20 protein-coding genes are annotated in these 20,014 nt (G+C 70.3%); 14 read left to right on the top strand and 6 right to left on the bottom strand.

Annotated elements, in window-relative coordinates:
• The first annotated feature begins 12 nt into the window (after window positions 1–12).
• Together pdxS and HCA44_RS00685 are read left to right on the top strand one after the other, a co-directional pair.
• Window positions 13–915, top strand: a complete 903-nt coding sequence (gene pdxS, locus HCA44_RS00690; protein ID WP_169646623.1) for a pyridoxal 5'-phosphate synthase lyase subunit PdxS — start codon at window positions 13–15, stop codon at window positions 913–915.
• Between the two features lie 49 nt (window positions 916–964).
• A complete protein-coding gene (locus HCA44_RS00685) occupies window positions 965–1,786 on the top strand; it encodes an acyl-CoA thioesterase II (protein ID WP_169646622.1) in 822 nt (273 codons plus the stop codon).
• A 17-nt stretch (window positions 1,787–1,803) separates the two neighbouring features.
• Here the strand turns inward: HCA44_RS00685 and HCA44_RS00680 are convergent, their stop codons facing one another.
• Window positions 1,804–2,409 (bottom strand): hypothetical protein, encoded by a 606-nt coding sequence (locus HCA44_RS00680; protein WP_169646621.1) that lies wholly within the window; start codon window positions 2,407–2,409, stop codon window positions 1,804–1,806.
• 108 nt (window positions 2,410–2,517) lie between these two features.
• Here HCA44_RS00680 and HCA44_RS00675 point away from each other — a divergent pair, with 108 nt between their 5' ends.
• Complete coding sequence (locus HCA44_RS00675; protein ID WP_169646620.1) at window positions 2,518–3,378, top strand: acyl-CoA thioesterase II; 861 nt, start codon at window positions 2,518–2,520, stop codon at window positions 3,376–3,378.
• Window positions 3,375–3,998 carry a pyridoxal 5'-phosphate synthase glutaminase subunit PdxT gene (gene pdxT, locus HCA44_RS00670; RefSeq protein WP_169646619.1) on the top strand — a complete coding sequence of 208 codons (624 nt, stop codon included), beginning with the start codon at window positions 3,375–3,377 and terminating at the stop codon, window positions 3,996–3,998. Before HCA44_RS00675 ends, pdxT begins: the two co-directional genes overlap by 4 nt.
• Before the next feature lie 12 nt (window positions 3,999–4,010).
• Here pdxT and HCA44_RS00665 read toward each other — a convergent pair whose 3' ends face one another.
• Window positions 4,011–4,982: a hypothetical protein gene (locus tag HCA44_RS00665; RefSeq protein WP_169646618.1), complete on the bottom strand. Its 972-nt coding sequence runs from the start codon at window positions 4,980–4,982 to the stop codon at window positions 4,011–4,013.
• On the bottom strand, window positions 4,979–5,374 hold the full coding sequence (locus HCA44_RS00660; RefSeq protein WP_169646617.1) for a GntR family transcriptional regulator: 396 nt from the start codon (window positions 5,372–5,374) through the stop codon (window positions 4,979–4,981). The genes HCA44_RS00665 and HCA44_RS00660 overlap by 4 nt, the downstream gene beginning before the upstream one ends.
• Window positions 5,375–5,532: 158 nt before the next feature.
• On the opposite strand from HCA44_RS00660, the gene HCA44_RS00655 reads away from it, so the two are divergent.
• The 10 genes from HCA44_RS00655 to HCA44_RS00610 all read left to right on the top strand — a co-directional run bounded on the left by HCA44_RS00655 (window position 5,533) and on the right by HCA44_RS00610 (window position 17,098).
• Window positions 5,533–6,285, top strand: coding sequence for a YebC/PmpR family DNA-binding transcriptional regulator (locus HCA44_RS00655; protein WP_169646616.1), 753 nt, complete (start codon window positions 5,533–5,535; stop codon window positions 6,283–6,285).
• 99 nt (window positions 6,286–6,384) lie between these two features.
• Window positions 6,385–6,954, top strand: a complete 570-nt coding sequence (gene ruvC / locus HCA44_RS00650; protein WP_169646615.1) for a crossover junction endodeoxyribonuclease RuvC — start codon at window positions 6,385–6,387, stop codon at window positions 6,952–6,954.
• A complete protein-coding gene (gene ruvA / locus HCA44_RS00645; protein WP_169646614.1) occupies window positions 6,951–7,550 on the top strand; it encodes a Holliday junction branch migration protein RuvA in 600 nt (199 codons plus the stop codon). The genes ruvC and ruvA overlap by 4 nt, the downstream gene beginning before the upstream one ends.
• Window positions 7,547–8,674 carry a Holliday junction branch migration DNA helicase RuvB gene (ruvB, locus tag HCA44_RS00640; protein WP_169646613.1) on the top strand — a complete coding sequence of 376 codons (1,128 nt, stop codon included), beginning with the start codon at window positions 7,547–7,549 and terminating at the stop codon, window positions 8,672–8,674. The genes ruvA and ruvB overlap by 4 nt, the downstream gene beginning before the upstream one ends.
• 123 nt (window positions 8,675–8,797) lie before the next feature.
• Window positions 8,798–9,148 (top strand): preprotein translocase subunit YajC, encoded by a 351-nt coding sequence (yajC, locus tag HCA44_RS00635; protein WP_169646612.1) that lies wholly within the window; start codon window positions 8,798–8,800, stop codon window positions 9,146–9,148.
• A gap of 176 nt (window positions 9,149–9,324) precedes the next feature.
• Window positions 9,325–11,106 carry a protein translocase subunit SecD gene (secD, locus tag HCA44_RS00630; protein WP_169646611.1) on the top strand — a complete coding sequence of 594 codons (1,782 nt, stop codon included), beginning with the start codon at window positions 9,325–9,327 and terminating at the stop codon, window positions 11,104–11,106.
• On the top strand, window positions 11,103–12,302 hold the full coding sequence (gene secF / locus HCA44_RS00625) for a protein translocase subunit SecF (RefSeq protein ID WP_169646610.1): 1,200 nt from the start codon (window positions 11,103–11,105) through the stop codon (window positions 12,300–12,302). Before secD ends, secF begins: the two co-directional genes overlap by 4 nt.
• Window positions 12,303–12,304: 2 nt before the next feature.
• Window positions 12,305–14,005, top strand: coding sequence for an ABC transporter substrate-binding protein (locus HCA44_RS00620; RefSeq protein WP_169646609.1), 1,701 nt, complete (start codon window positions 12,305–12,307; stop codon window positions 14,003–14,005).
• Entirely contained in the window at window positions 14,002–14,586 is a 585-nt protein-coding gene (locus tag HCA44_RS00615) for an adenine phosphoribosyltransferase (RefSeq protein WP_240945213.1), read from the top strand. Before HCA44_RS00620 ends, HCA44_RS00615 begins: the two co-directional genes overlap by 4 nt.
• A 97-nt stretch (window positions 14,587–14,683) precedes the next feature.
• Window positions 14,684–17,098 (top strand): RelA/SpoT family protein, encoded by a 2,415-nt coding sequence (locus HCA44_RS00610; RefSeq protein WP_169646607.1) that lies wholly within the window; start codon window positions 14,684–14,686, stop codon window positions 17,096–17,098.
• On the opposite strand, the gene HCA44_RS00605 is transcribed toward HCA44_RS00610, so the two are convergent.
• The 3 genes from HCA44_RS00605 to HCA44_RS00595 are packed head-to-tail and all read right to left on the bottom strand — an operon-like array spanning window position 17,074 to window position 19,823.
• Window positions 17,074–18,114, bottom strand: coding sequence for a DUF4185 domain-containing protein (locus tag HCA44_RS00605; protein ID WP_169646606.1), 1,041 nt, complete (start codon window positions 18,112–18,114; stop codon window positions 17,074–17,076). The two genes, HCA44_RS00610 and HCA44_RS00605, sit on opposite strands and share 25 nt — an antisense overlap.
• A gap of 8 nt (window positions 18,115–18,122) precedes the next feature.
• Entirely contained in the window at window positions 18,123–18,917 is a 795-nt protein-coding gene (locus HCA44_RS00600; protein ID WP_169646605.1) for a peptidylprolyl isomerase, read from the bottom strand.
• Between the two features lie 48 nt (window positions 18,918–18,965).
• Entirely contained in the window at window positions 18,966–19,823 is an 858-nt protein-coding gene (locus HCA44_RS00595; RefSeq protein ID WP_169646604.1) for a peptidylprolyl isomerase, read from the bottom strand.
• Window positions 19,824–20,014: the final 191 nt, after the last annotated feature.

The following is a 20,014-nucleotide window of genomic DNA, read 5'->3' as shown; positions in this document are numbered from 1 at the left end:
CAGGAGTTTGCTGTGAGCACCCCAGAGTCCACGTCCACCACCGGCACCGCCCGCGTCAAGCGCGGCATGGCCGAGATGCTCAAGGGCGGGGTCATCATGGACGTCGTCACCCCGGAGCAGGCGAAGATCGCCGAGGACGCGGGTGCCGTGGCCGTCATGGCGCTCGAGCGCGTGCCCGCGGACATCCGCGCACAGGGCGGCGTGTCCCGCATGAGCGATCCGGACATGATCGACGGGATCATCTCCGCCGTCTCGATCCCCGTGATGGCGAAGGCCCGTATCGGCCACTTCGTCGAGGCGCAGATTCTGCAGAGCCTGGGTGTCGACTACGTCGACGAGTCGGAGGTGCTCACGCCCGCCGACTACGACAACCACATCGACAAGTTCGCGTTCACCGTGCCGTTCGTGTGCGGTGCCACCAACCTGGGCGAGGCCCTGCGTCGCATCAACGAGGGCGCGGCGATGATCCGATCGAAGGGCGAGGCGGGCACCGGCGACGTGTCGAACGCCACGACGCACATGCGCAAGATCCGCCAGGAGATCCGCCGCCTCACGTCACTGCCCGAGGACGAGCTGTACGTCGCGGCGAAGGAGCTGCAGGCGCCGTACGACCTCGTCGTCGAGGTCGCCAAGGCGGGCAAGCTTCCCGTCACGCTGTTCACCGCAGGCGGCATCGCGACGCCCGCCGACGCGGCGATGATGATGCAGCTCGGCGCCGAGGGCGTGTTCGTCGGCTCCGGCATCTTCAAGTCGGGCAATCCGGCCGAGCGCGCGGCCGCGATCGTCAAGGCCACGACTTTCCACGACGATCCCGACGTCCTCGCGAAGGTCTCGCGCGGTCTCGGCGAGGCGATGGTCGGCATCAACGTCGACGACATCCCGCAGCCGCACCGTCTCGCCGAACGCGGCTGGTGACAGCCGGCGACCGACGGGTGCGACGGGACGGGGGCAGGAAAGGACGGTAGTGGCGACCACGATCACCGAGATCCTCGAACTCGAGCGACTCGAGAAGGACATCTATCGGGGCCGCGCGACGGCGACCACGCTGCAGCGCACCTTCGGTGGTCAGGTCGCCGCCCAGTCCCTCGGTGCCGCGGTGCGCACGGTCGACACGCAGTATCGGGTGCATTCGCTGCACGGCTACTTCCTCCGGCCGGGCAATCCGGCGATGCCGATCGTGTATCTCGTCGACCGCATCCGCGACGGTCGGTCGTTCGCCACCCGCCGTGTCAGTGCGATCCAGGACGGCAAGGCCATCTTCACGATGTCGGCGTCCTTCCACGTCGGCGACTCGGGCATCGAACACCAGGACCGGATGCCGCAGGCGCCGGTGCCCGAGGACGTCGTCCCGGTCCACGAGTCGACCGATCCCGAGGACGCTTGGCTCGCGTCGGAGTGGGCCGACTGGGACCTGCGGGTCGTGCCCCGCCGCGACGTGCCGCCGCTCGGTGGGTCGGCGGCTCACCAGCAGGTGTGGTTCCGTTCGCGCGAGGACCTGCCCGACGATCCGGTCTTCCACGTGTGCACCCTCGCGTACATGAGTGACATGACGTTGCTCGGCACGTCGCGTGTGCCGCATCTCGAGGACCCGGTACAGATGGCTTCGCTCGACCACGCGATGTGGTTCCTGCGGCCGTTCCGTGCCGACGAGTGGCTGCTCTACGACCAGCTGTCGCCGTCGGCCGGGTTCGGTCGTGCCCTCACCCAGGGCCGCCTCTTCACGCGCGACGGCACGCTCGTGGCCGCAGTCGTGCAGGAAGGGCTCACCCGCACGCCACGATCCTGACGCGTGCGCGAGGGACCTCAGCGGGACGCCATGGCGGGCCGATCCGGATGGTCGTAGCGCACCAGGATGTCGGCGGCTTCGGCCGGGACGTGCGCGAGCAGCGCCGGGATCGTCCATGCATCCTCGGCTGAGGTGCGTCTGCGCAGTGCGCCTTCGCTCATGCGCAGCACGACCGACACGTCGACGTCGAGTCCGCGGCCCGCGAGCATCGGCCCGGCGACCACGAGTAGGTGGTCGTCCGCGGCGGACTGCACGCGTGCGCGCGCCGAGCGGTCGCGTCGCTCGTCCCACAGCCGCGGCAGCCACCGCCCGTGCACGTGCAGCGCGTCGATCACCTCGCGCGCGAGCGCGGCATAGTCGAACCACGCTGTGCGGTAACTGATCTCGTCCTCGCGGCCGTGCTCGAGGCGGAGCGAGGCCGGGCGCACGAAGTCGTGCAGGTCGACGACGTCAGCCGGTCGCCCGCGTTCGCGCACCCCGCGGACGACCTCGGTGGCGAACGCCACCGGGTGCGCAGCGTCCGCACCGTCGACCGTCATGATCACGCGACCGGCAACGGCGTCGCAGCGGCGCACGACGGCGTCGACGAGACGAGTGGGGGTGACCGCGGTGAACGACGCCATGCCGTCATCGTGCCCGCAGCACCCGGCCGCTCGATAGGCTGCCTGCACCACCGCGGCAACCGAGCAGGGCAGCCGTACGTACGGCGAACATCGAAGCAGGAGGGCCGAGTGGCCGGTATCGAAGAGATCCTCGAGCTCGAGCGACTCGAACGCGACATCTACCGCGGTTCGGTGCATCCGACGATGCTGCAACGCACGTTCGGCGGCCAGGTCGCCGGGCAGGCGCTGGTGTCGGCGGTACGCACCGTCGACGAGCGCTTCGCCGTGCACTCGCTGCACGGATATTTTCTGCGTCCCGGAAACCCCGGCATTCCCGCGGTGTTCCTCGTCGACCGGGTCCGCGACGGCCGCTCGTTCGCGACCCGCCGCGTCACGGGTGTGCAGGACGGCGAGGCGATCTTCACGATGTCTGCGTCCTTCCATGTCGGCGACGCGGGCATCGAGCACCAGGACCGCATGCCCGCGGTCCCGCCCGCCGACGCGCTGCCCGATGCGCGCGACGTCCCCGAACTCTCGCAACTGCCGATGTACCAGGAATGGAAGAACTGGGACCTGCGGAAGGTGCCCGACGAGGACACCGTGAAACTTCCCGGGCTCGCGGCGCAGCAGCGCGTGTGGATCCGGTATCGCGACCGGCTGCCCGACGATCCGGTGCTGCACATCTGCACGCTCGCGTACCTGAGCGACATGACGCTGCTCGGCGCGTCGAAGGTGCCGCACGGCGACATCGAGACACAGACCGCGTCACTCGACCACGCGATGTGGTTCCTGCGCCCGTTCCGTGCCGACGAGTGGCTGCTCTACGACCAGACGTCGCCCTCGGCCGGCTTCGGTCGTGCCCTCACCCAGGGGCGTATGTTCGATGCCGACGGAAACATGGTGGCCGCGGTCGTCCAGGAAGGACTGCAGCGTCTCGCGCGAGACCCCGGCGAGCGGCCCGCCCCCGAGCAGACAGGACCCTCCGCATGACCCGATCGCACCCACGCCCCCTGATCGGGGTGCTGTCGCTGCAGGGCGACGTCCGCGAACACGTCGCCGCGGTGCAGGACTCGGGTGCGGACGCGATCGGGGTCCGCAGACCCGAGGAACTCGACAAGGTCGACGGGCTCGTGCTCCCCGGTGGCGAATCCACCACGATGAGCCGGTTGCTGCGCATCTTCGACCTGCTCACCCCGCTGCGCGCGCGTCTCGCCGACGGCATGCCCGCGTACGGCTCGTGTGCGGGCATGATCCTGCTCGCGAGTGGCATCCTGGACACCCGGCCCGACGCCGAACACCTCGACGCCGTCGACATGACGGTGCGCCGCAACGCATTCGGCCGTCAGGTCGACTCCTTCGAGACGGACCTCGACTTCGACGGCATCGTCGGCGACCCGGTGCGCGCCGTCTTCATCCGCGCGCCGTGGGTCGAACGCGTCGGCGACGCCGTCGAGGTGCTCGCGACCGTCCCCGACACCGCAGGCGAGGCCGCGGGTCGGATCGTCGCGGTACGTCAGGGCAACGTCCTCGCGACGTCCTTTCACCCCGAGGTGACCGGCGACCGCCGCGTCCACGAACTCTTCGTCGACATGGTGCGCGACGCACAGTAGTCCTGTGGGCGGCTACTGCCGGGTGCCGCTGTCCCGGGCCGCGGCGAGTGCGTTGAGCAGGGCCGCGCCGCCCTCCGGCGCATCGACAGTGACCGCGAACAGCCGGCCGGTGCTGAACCGGTGCACGGCCAGCGCGTCGCCGCCGCGCAGGACCACGGCCGTGCCACGCGGCGTCCACCGGTAACCCCACCCGCCCCACTGCACCGGCACGATCGCGATCACGTCGGCCGACGAGATGTCGTCGAGCGGGATCCGGCGCCAGCGCACACCCCACGACGACAACGACAGCCCCGCGCGGTCGACGCGCACCGTGACCGACGAGAACGCGGTGCCGACCAGCGCGATCACGAGTAGCGGAGCGGCGACCCACCACTGGCCGAGCAGGGCTGCGGCGACTGCGGCGGCGGTCAGGACCGCCGCACCCCCGAGCGCCCACGGTGAGCCTGCCCGGGCGAGCCACGACGCGCGTTCGCCCGGCTGCAGCGGACGATCGAGAGTGGGAACGTCGGCGCCTGCCGAGTCCGGCATCGCGGTGCGGGGCAGCAGCGCGTACACCGCGCCCGCCCAGGCGAAAGCGAGGAGCGGCAACACGATCCACGCCGACATGCGGGCATCCTCGGGAGCGGACGCGCGCGCCGTGACGATCGCGCTCATGATCCACACGGTGGCCGACAGCCACGACACCAGGGCCGCGCCGGGCATCCACAACGCCGCATCGGGACGGCGCCGCCCGGTGCAGGGGCGGGCGGCAGACGCCGCGACGAGCACCGAGGCCGCGGTGGCCACCAGGGCGATGCCGAGACACGTCCAGAACATCGTGGTGGCCGCCGTGAAGCGGTCGGGTCGCGTGCCGCTCCAGTGCACCGCGAGCGTGCCGGGGACGCGGTCGCCCGCCACGACACGAGCGACCACGAGCGCGACGAGGGGCAGGCCGGTCATCGCGGCCGCGGCCACGAGGCGGGATGCGACGGGGGGAGGGGTCATGTCGGTTCCTCGGTTTCGATATCGGACGGGAGTGGGGCGTGGCGTGCGGCGTCGCGCACCAGGTCGGCCATGTCGTCGGGGCTGAGCCCGAGCCGGCGCGCTCGTGCGACGAAGCGGTCGGCCGCGTCGGCGAGCGCGACGCGCTCCGCGGTGACGTCCGCACGGACGACGGCGCCGCGGCCTCGCCGCAGGTCGATCACGCCCTCGTCGCGCAATGCGGCGTACGCGCGCAGCACCGTGTGCAGGTTGACGTCGATCGAGTCGGCGAGCGCGCGCGCCGACGGCAACCGATCGCCCGGTGCGAGCGCGCCGCGGGCGAGGTCGCCGCGGATGGATGCCGCGATCTGCGCCGCGAGCGGAGTCGCGGAGCCGGGGTCGACGCGTATCAACATGTTCGCATTGTATGCGAACAACCGTCACAGTGGAAACTGTGGGCGACGGGAGTGCCCAGGACGTGTGTGGCAGTCGCTACGTCGGCGGGTAACATCGCACAAGCTGGTAATCAAGTGCATTCGGCTTGCCGTACGCACCAGAAAGGGGCACCAATCGCATGAGCGGCCACTCCAAATGGGCCACCACCAAGCACAAGAAGGCTGTGATCGACGCCAAGCGCGGCAAGGCCTTCGCGAAGCTGATCAAGAACATCGAGGTGGCGGCTCGGACGGGCGGTGGCGACCCGGCGGGTAACCCCACGCTGTACGACGCGATCCAGAAGGCCAAGAAGTCGTCGGTTCCGAACGACAACATCGAGCGCGCGCGCAAGCGCGGCGGCGGCGAGGAAGCAGGCGGCGCCGACTACCAGACGATCATGTACGAGGGCTACGGGCCCAACGGCGTCGCCGTGCTCATCGAGTGCCTCACCGACAACCGCAACCGTGCGGCGGGCGAGGTGCGCACCGCGATGACGCGCAACGGCGGCAACATGGCCGACCCCGGATCCGTCGCCTACCTCTTCACTCGAAAGGGCGTCGTCACGCTCGACAAGAACGGGCAGAGCGAGGACGACGTGCTCGCCGCGGTGCTCGACGCAGGCGCCGAGGAGGTCACCGATCTGGGTGAGTCGTTCGAGATCGTGAGCGAGCCCACCGACCTCGTCGCGGTGCGCACCGCGCTGCAGGAGGCCGGCATCGACTACGACTCGGCGGATGCCGACTTCCGTGCCTCGGTCGAGGTGCCGGTGGACGCGGACGGCGCGCGCAAGGTGTTCAAGCTCGTCGACGCACTCGAGGACTCGGACGACGTCCAGAACGTCTACACCAATGTCGACGTGTCCGACGAGGTTCTGGCAGAACTCGACGACTAGCAGAGCTCGAACCGTGTCGCGGCTGCGTGTCGATGCGCTCGCGTGTCCGCACCGGCCGCTAGGGTGTCGAACAGTTGTTCGGCGGCGGAAGGTGTCACGGTGCGAGTGCTCGGGGTCGATCCCGGTCTGACCCGATGCGGATGGGGCGTCGTCGACGGCGGTTCGGGCCGCGCGGTGGCTCCGGTCGACGTGGGCGTCGTGCGCACGCCCACCGACCTCGATCTCGCCCGTCGACTCGTGCTCGTCGCCGACGCGGCCGAGCAGTGGCTCGACGAGTTCCACCCCGACGTGGTGGCCGTCGAGCGCGTGTTCGCGCAACACAATGTGCGCACCGCGATGGGCACCGCGCAGGCGGGCGGTGTCGTCGCGCTGGCCGCGGCGCGTCGCAACATTCCGGTCGCCTTCCACACGCCGAGTGAGGTCAAGGCCGCCGTCACGGGCAACGGCTCGGCAGACAAGCCTCAGGTCACCGCCATGATCACCCGCATCCTGAAGCTGGAACGTGCGCCGCGCCCGGCCGACGCGGCCGATGCGCTCGCGCTCGCGATCTGCCACTGTTGGCGTGCTCCGATGCTCGAACGGATGGCCCGTGCCGAGGCCGCCGCGGCCGAGCAGAAACGCCGCTACCAGGCTCGCCTGGCTGCGACCAGGAAGGCAGGTTCACGATGATCGCGTCCGTGCGGGGCGAGGTGCTCGACATCGGCCTCGACCACGTGGTGATCGAGGCGTCCGGGGTCGGATATCGCGTCAACGCGACGCCCGCGACGCTCGGCACTCTCTCGCGCGGGGCCGACGTCCGGCTCGTCACGTCGATGATCGTGCGCGAGGATTCGATGACGCTGTACGGCTTCGCCGACGCCGAGTCGCGCGACCTGTTCGGTCTGCTGCAGACCGTGTCCGGAGTCGGGCCGCGGCTCGCGATGGCGATCCTCGCGGTCCTCGAACCGCACGCGCTGCGCACCGCACTCGCCGAGAGCAATGTCACCGCGCTCACTCGGGTGCCCGGCATCGGCAAGCGCGGTGCCGAGCGGCTCGTCGTCGAGTTGCGCGACAAGGTCGACGCGGTGGTGGCGCCCGCCGACCAGGTGCCCGCGGCAGGCACGTCCGGGGCGGTACGCGAGCAGATCGTCGACGCCCTGACCGGGCTCGGCTTCACGCTCAAGCAGGGCGAGCAGGCCACCGACACGGTGCTCGCGGAGAATCCCGACGCCGAGACCGCGGCGGCGCTGCGCTCGGCGCTGTCGCTGCTCGGGAAGACGCGATGACCGCCGAGGAGCACGACGCGTTCGAGTCGTCGCCGATGAGCGCCGAGCTCGTGTCCGGCGACGGCGACCTCGAGACGAGTCTGCGGCCGCGCTCGCTCGACGACTTCGTCGGGCAGCCGCGGGTGCGCGAGCAACTGCAACTCGTGCTCGGTGGGGCACGCATGCGCGGCACGTCTCCCGACCATATTCTGCTGTCGGGGCCACCCGGCCTCGGCAAGACCAGCATGGCGATGATCATCGCCGCCGAACTCGGGTCGTCGTTGCGGCTCACGTCGGGCCCGGCGCTCGAGCGTGCGGGCGATCTCGCCGCGATGCTCAGCAATCTCGTGGAGGGCGACGTCCTGTTCATCGACGAGATCCATCGCATCGCGCGGCCTGCCGAGGAGATGCTCTATCTCGCGATGGAGGACTTCCGGGTCGACGTCGTGGTCGGCAAGGGCCCGGGCGCGACGTCCATTCCGCTCGAGGTCGCGCCGTTCACTCTCGTCGGCGCCACCACCCGCTCGGGCGCTCTCACCGGTCCGCTGCGCGACCGGTTCGGGTTCACCGCGCACATGGACTTCTACGAGCCCGACGAGTTGCAGCGCATCCTGGTGCGCTCGGCGGGCATCCTCGGTGTCGCGCTCGACGGCGACGCCGCGCACGAGATCGCGGGCCGCTCGCGCGGCACACCCCGCATCGCCAACCGCTTGCTGCGCCGCGTCCGCGACTACGCCGACGTACGTGCGGACGGCGTCGTGACGGTCGCCGTCGCCCGCGCCGCGCTCGCGGTCTACGACGTCGACGACCTGGGCCTCGACCGGCTCGACCGCGCCGTGCTCGGCGCCTTGGTCCGCAGCTTCGGCGGGGGCCCCGTCGGTGTGTCGACGCTCGCCGTCGCCGTGGGCGAGGAGTCGTCGACGGTCGAGGAGGTGTGCGAGCCCTTCCTGGTGCGGGCCGGGCTGGTCGCCCGCACACCGCGCGGGCGTGTCGCGACGGCCGCGGCGTGGACCCGGCTTGGGCTCTCCCCGCCGCGGGACGCGGGCACCGCGGTCGGCGTGCGCGTGCACGAGGACACCGCCCCCGGCGAGCAGGATCCGCTGTTCGAACCGGACGAATCGCAGCGGCGCGGGCCTGCCGGTTAACCGGCCGAACCCGGGCGAGGGCTCCGCCTCACCTGCGGGTAATGGCACACTGGTGTATTGCGTGGGTTCAAACCTGAATCGGCGTAGCCGAAAACTCGAGACGATCCCGAGGTTGACTTTCCGATGGACTTATTGTTTCCGCTTCTGATTCTCGTGCTGTTGGTGCCGATGTTCCTCGGCATCCGGCGGCAGAAGAAGGAGATGGCGAAGACCGCGTCGCTGCAGGACTCGCTGTCGGTGGGCGACCGCGTCGTCACCACCGCCGGATTGCATGCCACGGTCGCCGGCCTCGCGGACGACACCGTCGACCTCGAGATCGCGCCAGGCGTGATCACCACGTGGTCGCGGCTCGTCGTGCGCGAGCGGGTGAGCGACGACGTCGAGCAGGAGAACGCCGAGCAGGACCGGGCGTCGGCAGGCGAGGTCGTGCTCGACGGCGAAGTGCAGCCGCGTCCCGAACCCGACAAGAACTGAACCCGTCCGCGACACCGTGCCGCATCCGTGGCACGGTGTCGTCGTGCGGGGAATGCGTGTGTCACCGCCCGCTGCGGGTCGGGCATTCGTTTCGCCGCCGCGTCGTCGGCTGCCGGTCGCGCCAGGCCGGTGACCGTCCCGCGTCCGTCCAGATGTAACGAGGAGAAAAGCAGACCGTGGCACCTTCTTCTGGAACGGTGCGTCCAGGTCGCCTGCTCACCCTATTCGCGGTGATCGTGGCAGCGCTGTACGCACTGGTGTTCTTCACCGGCGACAAGTCGCCCGAAGCGAAGCTCGGTATCGACCTGCAGGGCGGCACGCGTGTCACCCTCACCGCCCGCACTCCCGACGGCAGCACGCCGTCCGAGGACAGCCTGCGGCAGGCGCAGGAGATCATCGAGACGCGTGTCAACGGTCTCGGCGTCTCCGGCTCCGAGGTCGTCATCGACGGCGACAACCTGGTGATCACGGTGCCCGGCGACGACGGCGCACAGGCGCGCTCGCTGGGGCAGACCGCACGCCTGTACATCCGCCCGGTCGCCAACATGCAGGCCGCACCCGCTCCCGGTGCCGCGCAGCAGGCGCCGGCCGACGGTGCACCCGCCGAGCAGTCGCCGACCGAACAGGCGCCTGCGGAGGAGACTCCGGCCGAGGCCCCGCAGCCGCAGAATCGGCCGTTCCTGGCGCAGGATCCGTCCGGCGGACCGGTGCCACCCGGTGAACCGGCAGCGCCCACCGAGCAGGCCCCGGCAGGCTCGCCCGTCGACGCCGGTGACACCGACTCCGACAGCGCCGACAGCGACCAGGCGGCCCAGGAGATCGCGGCGGCGCGGGAGACACGGCAGAGCACCGACCCCGTCGTGCTCCAGCAGGCGATGGCCACGATCGACTGTTCGGCTCCGGACCCGCTGCGCGGCAACGACGACCCGGCGCTGCCGCTCGTCGCGTGCTCGACCGACGGCAGCACCGTGTACCTGCTCGAACCGTCGATCATCGACGGCCAGCAGATCGCGAACGCGACGTCCGGCTTCAACTCGCAGTCCTCGCAGCACGAGGTGAGCCTCGAGTTCAAGTCCGAGGGCAGCGACACGTGGGCCGCGTTCACGGCCCAGAACATCGGCAAGCAGGCCGCCTTCACCCTCGACTCGAAGGTCGTGAGCGCACCCGTCGTCCAGGGTGCGACGCCCGCGGGCAGCGCCACCTCGATCACCGGCAACTTCAGCGCCGACCAGGCGTCCGAACTCGCCAACACCCTCAAGTACGGCTCGTTGCCGCTCTCGTTCGCGTCGTCGGAGGCCGAGACGGTGTCGGCGACCCTCGGCCTGGCGTCGCTGCAGGCGGGCCTCGTCGCGGGTGCCGTCGGTCTCGTGCTGGTGTGGCTGTACTGCTTCCTCTACTACCGGCTCCTCGGCGTCCTGACGATGATTTCGATCATCTTCTCCGGCGTCGCGGTCTACGCGATCATGGTGCTGCTCGGGCGCTGGATCGGCTTCACCCTCGACCTGGCGGGCGTCGCGGGTCTGATCATCGGTATCGGTATGACCGCCGACTCGTTCGTCGTGTTCTTCGAACGCATCAAGGACGAGATCCGTGAGGGCCGAAGTTTCCGCTCCGCCGTTCCCCGCGGCTGGCAGCGTGCACGCCGCACGATCCTGTCCGGCAATGCGGTCAGCTTCATCGCTGCGGCGGTGCTGTACGTCCTGGCGGTCGGTCAGGTGCGCGGGTTCGCGTTCACCCTCGGCCTCACCACCATCCTCGACGTCGTCGTCGTGTTCCTCGTCACCGCGCCGCTCGTGCTCCTCGCGTCCCGGTCGCCGTTCTGGGGCAAGCCGAGCGTCAACGGGCTCGGCGCCATTCAGCAGGTGGCGCGCGAGCGCAAGGTCGCGGCGGGCACCGGAGCCGCGGCGAGTGCATCGGCAACGCAGGAGAACTCGGCCACGAAGGAGAACAGGGCATGAGCGGCTCGAGCGCGCCGACGGCGCGACACGACGACACCGCCACCACGCCGCAGCACGGTCTGCTGTCGCGGCTCTACACGGGCACCGGAGCGTTCGAGATCGTCGGCCGACGGCGCATGTGGTACCTCGTGACGGGCGCAATCGTGCTCATCGCGATTGCGGGCATCGCGATCCGCGGATTCACGCTCGGTATCGACTTCGAGGGCGGCTCGCGCATCCAGTTCCCGGCGAGCAGCGACATCGACACCAGCCAGGTCGAAGACGTGTACGCGCAGGCGATCGGCACCGAACCGGAGGCCGTGCAGACGGTCGGGTCGGGCGCGGGCGCCACGGTGCAGATCCGGTCCGAGGCACTCGACCAGAACCAGGTGACGGCGCTGCAGAACGCGCTGTTCGACGCCTTCGAGCCCACCGGGTCCGACGGCGTCGCGAGTCCGACGGCGATCAGCGTCGCCGACGTGAGCGAGACCTGGGGCGGCCAGATCACGCAGAAGGCGATCATCGCGCTCCTCGTGTTCCTCGTCCTGGTCAGCGTGTACATCACGATCCGATACGAACGCGACATGGCGCTGGCCGCGCTGGCCGCGCTGTTCTTCGACATGATCGTCACCGCGGGCGTGTACGCGCTCGTCGGGTTCGAGGTCACGCCTGCCACGGTGATCGGCCTGCTCACGATCCTCGGGTTCTCGCTCTACGACTCGGTGGTCGTGTTCGACAAGGTCGAGGAGAACACCCGCGGCATCCTGCACCTCAACCGCCGCACCTACGCGGAACAGGCGAACCTCGCGGTCAACCAGACCCTCATGAGATCGATCAACACGTCGCTGATCAGCGTGCTGCCCGTCGTCGCGCTGATGGTCGTCGCCGTGTGGATGCTCGGCGTCGGCACGCTCAAGGACCTCGCGCTCGTGCAGTTCGTCGGCATCCTCGTCGGCTGCTACTCGTCGATCTTCTTCGCGACTCCACTGCTCGTGACGCTCAAGGAGAAGTGGGGCCCCGTCGCGAAGCACACCCGCAAGGTGCTCGCCAAGCGCGAAGCCGCGGCGCAGGGGGTTCCCGCGGGCGCGACGGACACCACCGGCGCCGCACGCTCGGCGGCCCGTCCGGTCACGGCAGGCGCCGAGCAGCGCCGCGGCGGCGCGGCACCCGCCCCGGGTGCGCGACCGACCGGGAAGCGACAGCGGAAGAGGCACTGATCATGAGCGTGCGCGCCCGCCCCGCAGCCGTGGCAGCGGCCACGGCGATCGCCGTCGCCGCAGGTACGGCCGCGGGCTGTGCGCAGTCCGAAGGCGAACAGGTGCCGTCGATCGGCTACGCGATCGACAACGTGCTGGGCACCTACAACGCGGGCACCGTCGAGGGCGCCGATTCCGGCGCCCTCGCGGCGTTCGGCCGCGTGCTGCCCGGTTTCGGGTACATCGGACCGGAAGGCGGCGCGGTGTCCGACACCGACGTCGGCACGGCGCAGCAGGTTCCGGGCGACCCGCTCACGATCGCCTACTCGTTCAACCCGAATGCCGTCTACTCCGACGGCACACCCCTCACGTGCGACGACCTGGTCCTCGCCTGGGCGGCACGCAGCGGCGAGTTCCCGCAGTTCCGGGCAGGCGACACGGCCGGGTACTCCGACATCGACCGCATCGACTGCACACCCGGCGGCAAGGATGCGACCGTCGTGTTCCGCGCCGGCCGCGGCGTACTCGACTGGCGGTCGCTGTTCGGCGCCACCACGCTCATGCCGTCGCATGTCGTCCGTCAGGCCACCGGAGTCGACGTCACCACTGCGCTGCAGGACGGCAATCCCGCCGACGTCGACCGGATCGCCGAGTTCTGGAACACCGGCTGGAACCTTCCGGAGGAAGGCGACGTCGACGAGGCACTGTTCCCGTCGGCAGGGCCGTACCGGCTCGACTCGATCGACGACGACGGCGGCGTGGTCCTCACCGCCAACGACAAGTGGTGGGGCAACCGGCCCGCGACCGAGCAGATCGTCGTCTACCCGTCGACCAGCGACATCGGCGACCTCGTGTCGTCCGGCGACATCGAGGTGGTCGACGCGGGTGCAGGCGCGCGTACCGACCTCGACGGCCTGACCACGACGCACGCGGTGTCGCCCGCGGTCGAGCAGTTCGTGCTCGCGACGCAGGGCACCCTCGGCAGCGACGCGGTGCGCCGCGCGTTCGCGGCGTGCATTCCGCGCGAAGACCTGTTCGGCGAGTTCGGCAGCGCCTCCGACGGTGGTGCCCCGCCCGCGACCGGGCTCGGCTCGGGAGTCGTCGACAGCCGGATCGTGGCCTCCAACTCGCTGCTGTACGCACAGGCCGCGGGAACCGCGGGCGGCGGATATCGCAGTGCGGACACCGCGGCGGCGCGCAGCGCGCTCGCCGAGGCGGGTGTCCAGTCCGCGACCGTGCGGGTCGGCTATCTGACGCCGAACGACGCGCGCGCAGCAGTGGTCGCGGCCGTCGCCGAGGCGTGCGCGCCCGCCGGGATCACCGTCGAAGACGCGGGCAGCGCCGACTTCACGCCCGACGCCCTGCGCACCGGTGCGGTCGACGCGGTGCTGGGCGGTACCGGCGGCAAGCAGGGCGCGACCGGCGCCACCGAACCCGCCGAACGGCTGTACGCGCTGCACTCGCGTGTCGCCGCCAATGCCGGCGGATTCTCGAACGGCAGGTACGACGCGATCGCCGACCAGCTCGCGGTCGAGTCGTCGACGTCGGTGCGGCTCGGGCTCGTGCAGGAGGCCGAGACGCTGCTGTGGGGCGCGATGCCGACCCTGCCGTTGTACGACCAGGTGCGCGCAGTGATGTACGCGGACGGGATGGAGGGCGTCGTGCCCGGCCCGAACCGCGCAGGAACAGGATGGAACATGGACAGGTGGGTAATGCGCAGATGAGTACGGACACGATCGGGACGACCGACCTCGCGACGGGCGTCCTGCCGGAGCCGGCGCCCACCTCCGCGCGTGAGTACCTCGAAAGGCTGACGCACTGGGTCGACGACTTCCCCGTCGCGGGGGTGCTGTTCGCCGATCTGACACCGGTGTTCGCCGATGCCGAGGCATTCGGGCGGATCGTGTCCGAGGTCGCCGACTGCGCGGGCGACGCCGATGTCATCGCCGCCGTCGACGCGCGTGGATTCCTGGTGGGCGGCGGGGTGGCGCGGCAGCTCGGCAGCGGTCTGCTCGCGGTCCGCAAGGCGGGCAAGTTGCCGCCGCCGGTGCGTTCGGCCACCTACGCCCTCGAGTACGGCGAGGCGTCGCTGGAAATTCCTGCCGAGGGCGTGGTGTTGACAGACAAGCGGGTGCTGATCGTCGACGACGTGCTGGCCACGGGTGGCACGCTGGATGCGACGGCACGGTTGGTCGAAGGCGCGGGTGCCGTGGTGGCCGGCATCGCCGTCGTCCTCGAAATCGGCGAACTCGGCGGCCGCGACAGGCTCGGAAGGTACCCCGTGACGTCGTTGATCACCGTGTGAAGCATTACGCTCGTCGTGGCGGCACCCTGAGGGCGCCCGCGCAGTGGATGCGAACCGGCGGCGGCGAGACCGACGCGACGGAGTGGGAGGTGACGCGGTGACCCAGAACCTGGATCGGTCGCGGGACACGAACGACACGCGCCGGAGCCCGGCGCAGTCCTCCGCTGCCTCCGAGCACGCCGGGTCCGAGCAGGCAGTGGCCGACCGCGCCGTCCCCGAACGGCCGGCGCCCGCGCGTCCGGCCCAGCCGGCCCCGGTGCCCACGTCGGCGTCGCGTCGCGTCCGTGCCCGCCTCGCGCGGCGCATCACGGGCGGCCGCAGTGCCACGGTCCGGCCGGTTCTCGAGCCGCTCGTCAGCCTGCATCGGGAGCTGTACCCGAAAGCCGACCTGGCGCTGCTGCAGCGCGCATACGACGTCGCCGAGGAACGCCACGAGGGGCAGCGTCGCAAGTCGGGCGACCCGTACATCACACACCCGCTCGCGGTGGCGAGCATCCTCGCCGAACTGGGCATGGACACGACCACCCTGGTGGCGGCGCTGCTGCACGACACGGTCGAGGACACCGGGTACTCGCTCGAACAGCTCACCGCCGAGTTCGGCGGCGAGGTGGCACACCTGGTCGACGGTGTCACGAAACTCGACAAGGTCGTGCTCGGCAATGCCGCCGAGGGCGAGACGATCCGCAAGATGATCATCGCGATGGCGCGCGACCCCCGCGTGCTCGTGATCAAGGTTGCCGACCGTCTGCACAACATGCGCACGATGCGGTTCCTGCCACCGGAGAAGCAGGCGCGCAAGGCGAAGGAAACCCTCGAGGTCATCGCGCCGCTCGCGCACCGGCTCGGCATGGCGACCGTCAAGTGGGAGCTCGAGGACCTGTCGTTCGCGATCCTGCACCCGAAGAAGTACGACGAGATCGTCCGCCTGGTCGCCGACCGCGCCCCCTCACGCGACACCTATCTCGCGAAGGTTCGCGCCCAGATCAACAACACGCTGTCGGCGTCGCGTATCAACGCGGTCGTCGAAGGCAGGCCGAAGCACTACTGGTCGATCTACCAGAAGATGATCGTCAAGGGCCGCGACTTCGACGACATCCACGATCTGGTGGGCGTGCGCATCCTGTGCGACGAGGTCCGCGACTGTTACGCCGCCGTCGGCGTCGTGCACTCCCTGTGGCAGCCGATGGCGGGCAGGTTCAAGGACTACATCGCGCAGCCGCGGTACGGCGTGTACCAGTCGCTGCACACCACCGTCGTCGGCCCCGAGGGCAAACCGCTCGAGGTGCAGATCCGCACGCACGACATGCACCGCACCGCCGAGTTCGGCATCGCCGCGCACTGGCGGTACAAGGAGACCAAGGGCAGGCACTCGTCGGACATCGCCGAGATCGACGACATGGCCTGGATGCGCCAGTTGCTCGACTGGCAGCGTGAGGCCGCCGACCCCGGCGAGTTCCTCGAATCGCTGCGCTTCGACCTCGCCGCGAAGGAGATCTTCGTCTTCACCCCGAAGGGCGACGTCATCACGCTGCCCGCGGGGTCGACGCCCGTCGACTTCGCGTACGCGGTGCACACCGAGGTCGGGCACCGGTGTATCGGCGCCCGCGTCAACGGCCGACTGGTCGCGCTCGAACGCACCCTCGAGAACGGCGAGGTCGTCGAGGTCTTCACGTCCAAGGCCGTCAATGCGGGCCCGAGCCGCGACTGGCAGACGTTCGTGGTCTCGCCGCGCGCGAAGACCAAGATCCGGCAGTGGTTCGCGAAGGAACGCCGCGAGGAGGCACTCGAAACCGGCAAGGATGCGATCGCGAAGGAAGTGCGCCGCGTCGGGCTGCCGTTGCAGCGGCTCATGAACGCCGAGTCGATGTCGGCGATCGCCCACGAACTCCGGTACGCCGACGTGTCGATGCTGTACTCGGCGGTGGGGGAGAACCAGGTGTCCGCGCACCACGTGGTGCAGCGGCTCGTCGCGCACTTCGGAGGCGTCGGCGACGTCGAGGAGGAGCTCGCCGAACGGGCGACGCCGTCGACCGTGCCCATGCGGCCGCGCAGCACCGGCGACGCGGGCATCCTGGTGCCGGGCGCGGAGGGCACGGTCGCGAAGCTCGCGAAGTGCTGTACTCCGGTGCCGGGCGACGAGATCATGGGCTTCGTCACGCGCGGCGGTGCGGTCAGTGTGCACCGCACCGACTGCACCAATGCGGCGTCGCTGCAGGCACAATCCGAGCGCATCATCGACGTCGAATGGGCGCCGTCGCCGTCGTCGGTATTCCTCGTCGCGATCCAGATCGAGGCCCTCGACCGGCACCGGTTGCTGTCCGACGTCACGAAGGCGCTGGCCGACGAGAAGGTCAACATCCTGTCGGCGTCGGTCACCACATCGGGCGACCGCGTCGCGATCAGCAAGTTCACCTTCGAGATGAGCGATCCACGTCACCTCGGCCACGTCCTCAACGTGGTGCGCAACGTCGAGGGCGTGTACGACGTCTACCGGATGACCTCCGCGGCCTGATCCGCCACCGAGCCGCGCGCATGCAGCACGCGGTACGGCGCGCCGCGCGTGGTGTTCCACTGCGACACCAGCAGGTGCAGGTCGTCGAGCGTCGACAGCGGGTGCACGTACCCGCCGTAGAGTTGCGCGACCGGGCCGGTGCCGTCGCGCCCTCCCGCGCCGCCGTGGTCGTCCCACGCGCCGCCGTGTACCTGCACCGCGGGCGGGCTCCACACGCCGTCGACGCGGTCGGCGACCCGGGTGACGATCGCGTACGCCGCCGGATCGAAGTACGCGAGTACCCACACGCCGTCGACCAGACGCAGGCTCATCTCGCCCACCGGCCCCGGCAGGATCGGCGTCGCGGGAGTGCCCCACCGCCAGCCGTGCTCGCGCGTCCAGCCCCACGGCTCGTAGGCGGCGGGGTCGAGCAGAGCGTCCTCGCGCACCCGCCGCAGGATCACGCCGTCGCGCTCCCGGCGGCCGAATGCCGACGACATCACGTACACGTAGCCGTCGCGGCGCTCCATCGTCCAGTGCTGATCGAGCGCTCCCGGCGTGTTGTCCCACCGAGCCGGGCTGCGAGCCCACGTCTCGCCGCAGTCGTCGGACCACGCGAGATAGGTGAAATTCGACATCCAGTCGGCCGCACGCCACGAATGCACGCTCACCACCGACAGGTAGGTACGCGCGCCGATCGTGATCGCATCGGACGGGATCACGGTGAACTCGCTGCCCGGCGCCTCGACTGCCGGTACCTCGCGGGTGTCGCGCTGATTCGGCAGGATCTGTGCGGCGCGTCTGCCGCCCGCTGCCGACGTGAACGCGATGCCCGCTGCCGGCGGTACCCGGTCGGTGCGCAGCATCACCGGCGAGCGCCAGCCGCGTCCGCCCGCGTGGGCGGACGCGAAGGTGTCGCCGAAGAAGTACCCGATGCGGCCGTCCGCGAGTTCGACGGGGACTCCGAGGTCGGTGCCCCGCACACCCCACCGGCGAGTCGCGTCGCCCGTGACCTGTCCGACGATGCGTGCTGCCACGAGACCTGTCAGGCGACCGTCGCGGACTCGATCGTCACGTCGCTGTTCGGCCGGCCGTCGCCGTTGCCGTTCGAGTTGTCGGTGCCCGCCGCGGCGATCTTCTCGACGGTCGCGAGGCCCTCGTCGGTCATCCGCCCGAACACCGTGTAGGCGGGCGGCAACGCGGAATCGGAGTACACGAGGAAGAACTGGCTGCCGTTGGTGCCCGGGCCCGCGTTCGCCATCGCCACCGTGCCGCGCGGATACACCACGGGCTGGTCGAGTGCGGGATCGCCCGGCGCGTAGGCATTTTCGGGGTACTCGTTGTCGAACTCGTAACCCGGCCCGCCCGTGCCGCGTCCGCTCGGATCGCCGCACTGCAGGACGTCCAGCCCGCGGCCGGCGGTGAGGCGGTGGCACGGCGTGTCGTCGAAATACTGTTGCCGCGCGAGGGTCACGAAGCTCTCCACGGTGCACGGCGCCTGCGCGCGATCGAGTTCGAGCCCGACGGGGCCCTGGTTCGTCGTCAGCGTGACCGGCGTGGTGCCCTCGGTCGACACCCCGGTGCCCGCGGGGCGTTCGACCTCCTTCGCGGGCGTGCGCGCGTCGCGATATCCGCAGTCGACCGTGGGCGCTGCGGCGGCGGGCACGTCGGGCAGCGCCGGGTAGCCCGACAGGTCGATCGGGGCGGCGGTGGCGCTCGCGGTGGTCGCGGACGTGTTCGCGGAGGTGGTCGCGGCCGAACCGGTGTCGCCGTCGTCGGAACAACCCGACACGACGAGGGCGAGCCCGATCGCGGCGACGGCGACGGAACTGCGCTTCATGGGTACTCCTCTTGCTGGACGCCGCTGCTGGGCGAAATGGGTACTGGATCAGTCCATCAGCACGGTGGTGAGGTCCACCGGCGTGTTCGGCTTGCCGTCGCCGGGGCCGTTCGCGTTGTCGCTGCCGCCCGCCGCGATCTTGTCGAGCGTCTCGAGCCCGGTCTCGTCGACGGTGCCGAACACGGTGTACTGCGGCGGCAACTGCGAGTCGCCGTAGACGAGGAAGAACTGGCTGCCGTTGCTGTTCGGCTGGCCCGTGTTCGCCATCGCGATCGTGCCCCTCGGGTAGGTGACCGGGCTCTGCGCGGCCGGATCCGACGGGTCGTACTGGTCGGTCGGGAACTCGTTGGCGAAGCCGTAGCCGGGTCCGCCGGTGCCGGTTCCGGTGGGGTCGCCGCACTGCAGCACGCGCAGCGCGTCACCCGTCGTGAGGCGATGGCACGGCGTGCCGTCGAAGTAGTGCTGGGACGCGAGGCTCAGGAAGTTGTTGACCGTGCACGGCGAGTCGGAATTCTGCAGCGTGAGCCCGACATTGCCCTGCGAGGTGGTCATGCTCACACTGACCGTCTCGAGGGTCGTCTCGATGCCCTCGGTGCGCGGTGCCTGCACCTCACGGGCAGGCGGCTGGCCGTCCGGTGCGTACGTGCACGAGACGGTGTCGGGGAGCGGCTCGGCCCGGCTCGCAGGCAGCACGCCCGCCGTCGTCTCGGGCGACGCGGCCTGCTCGGGGTCGTCCCCACGGGTGAGGCTCACCACGACACCCACAGCGGCGACGACCACCACGACACCGATCACGGACCCCGCGATGGTGAGCTGCTTGCGCTTGCGGGCACGCTGAGCGCGCCGCTCGAGCTGACGCTCCAGCTTCCGCTTGGCTGCTTCCCGTCGCTGCTGGTTGCTCGGCACTGCGATGACCCTCCCGTGTCTTCCCGTGCATCCGTCGTGTTCCCGTGCACCCGAGATGCCTCGGGCACGATCCTTCGGAATGCGAGTCTTGCACGAGAACCTGAGAAGCGGGCCACGGGTCCGCGCCCATCGGCTCCGCGGGAACGACAACTAGGCTGTTCGGCGACAGCTCACACCTACGACAGGAGCGA

The sequence above is a fragment of the Rhodococcus sp. HNM0569 genome, from assembly GCF_012726205.1.
Classification (GTDB): domain Bacteria; phylum Actinomycetota; class Actinomycetes; order Mycobacteriales; family Mycobacteriaceae; genus Rhodococcus_F.
Note: the sequence above shows the minus strand (reverse complement) of the source record. Positions and strands in the feature narration are given on the sequence as shown.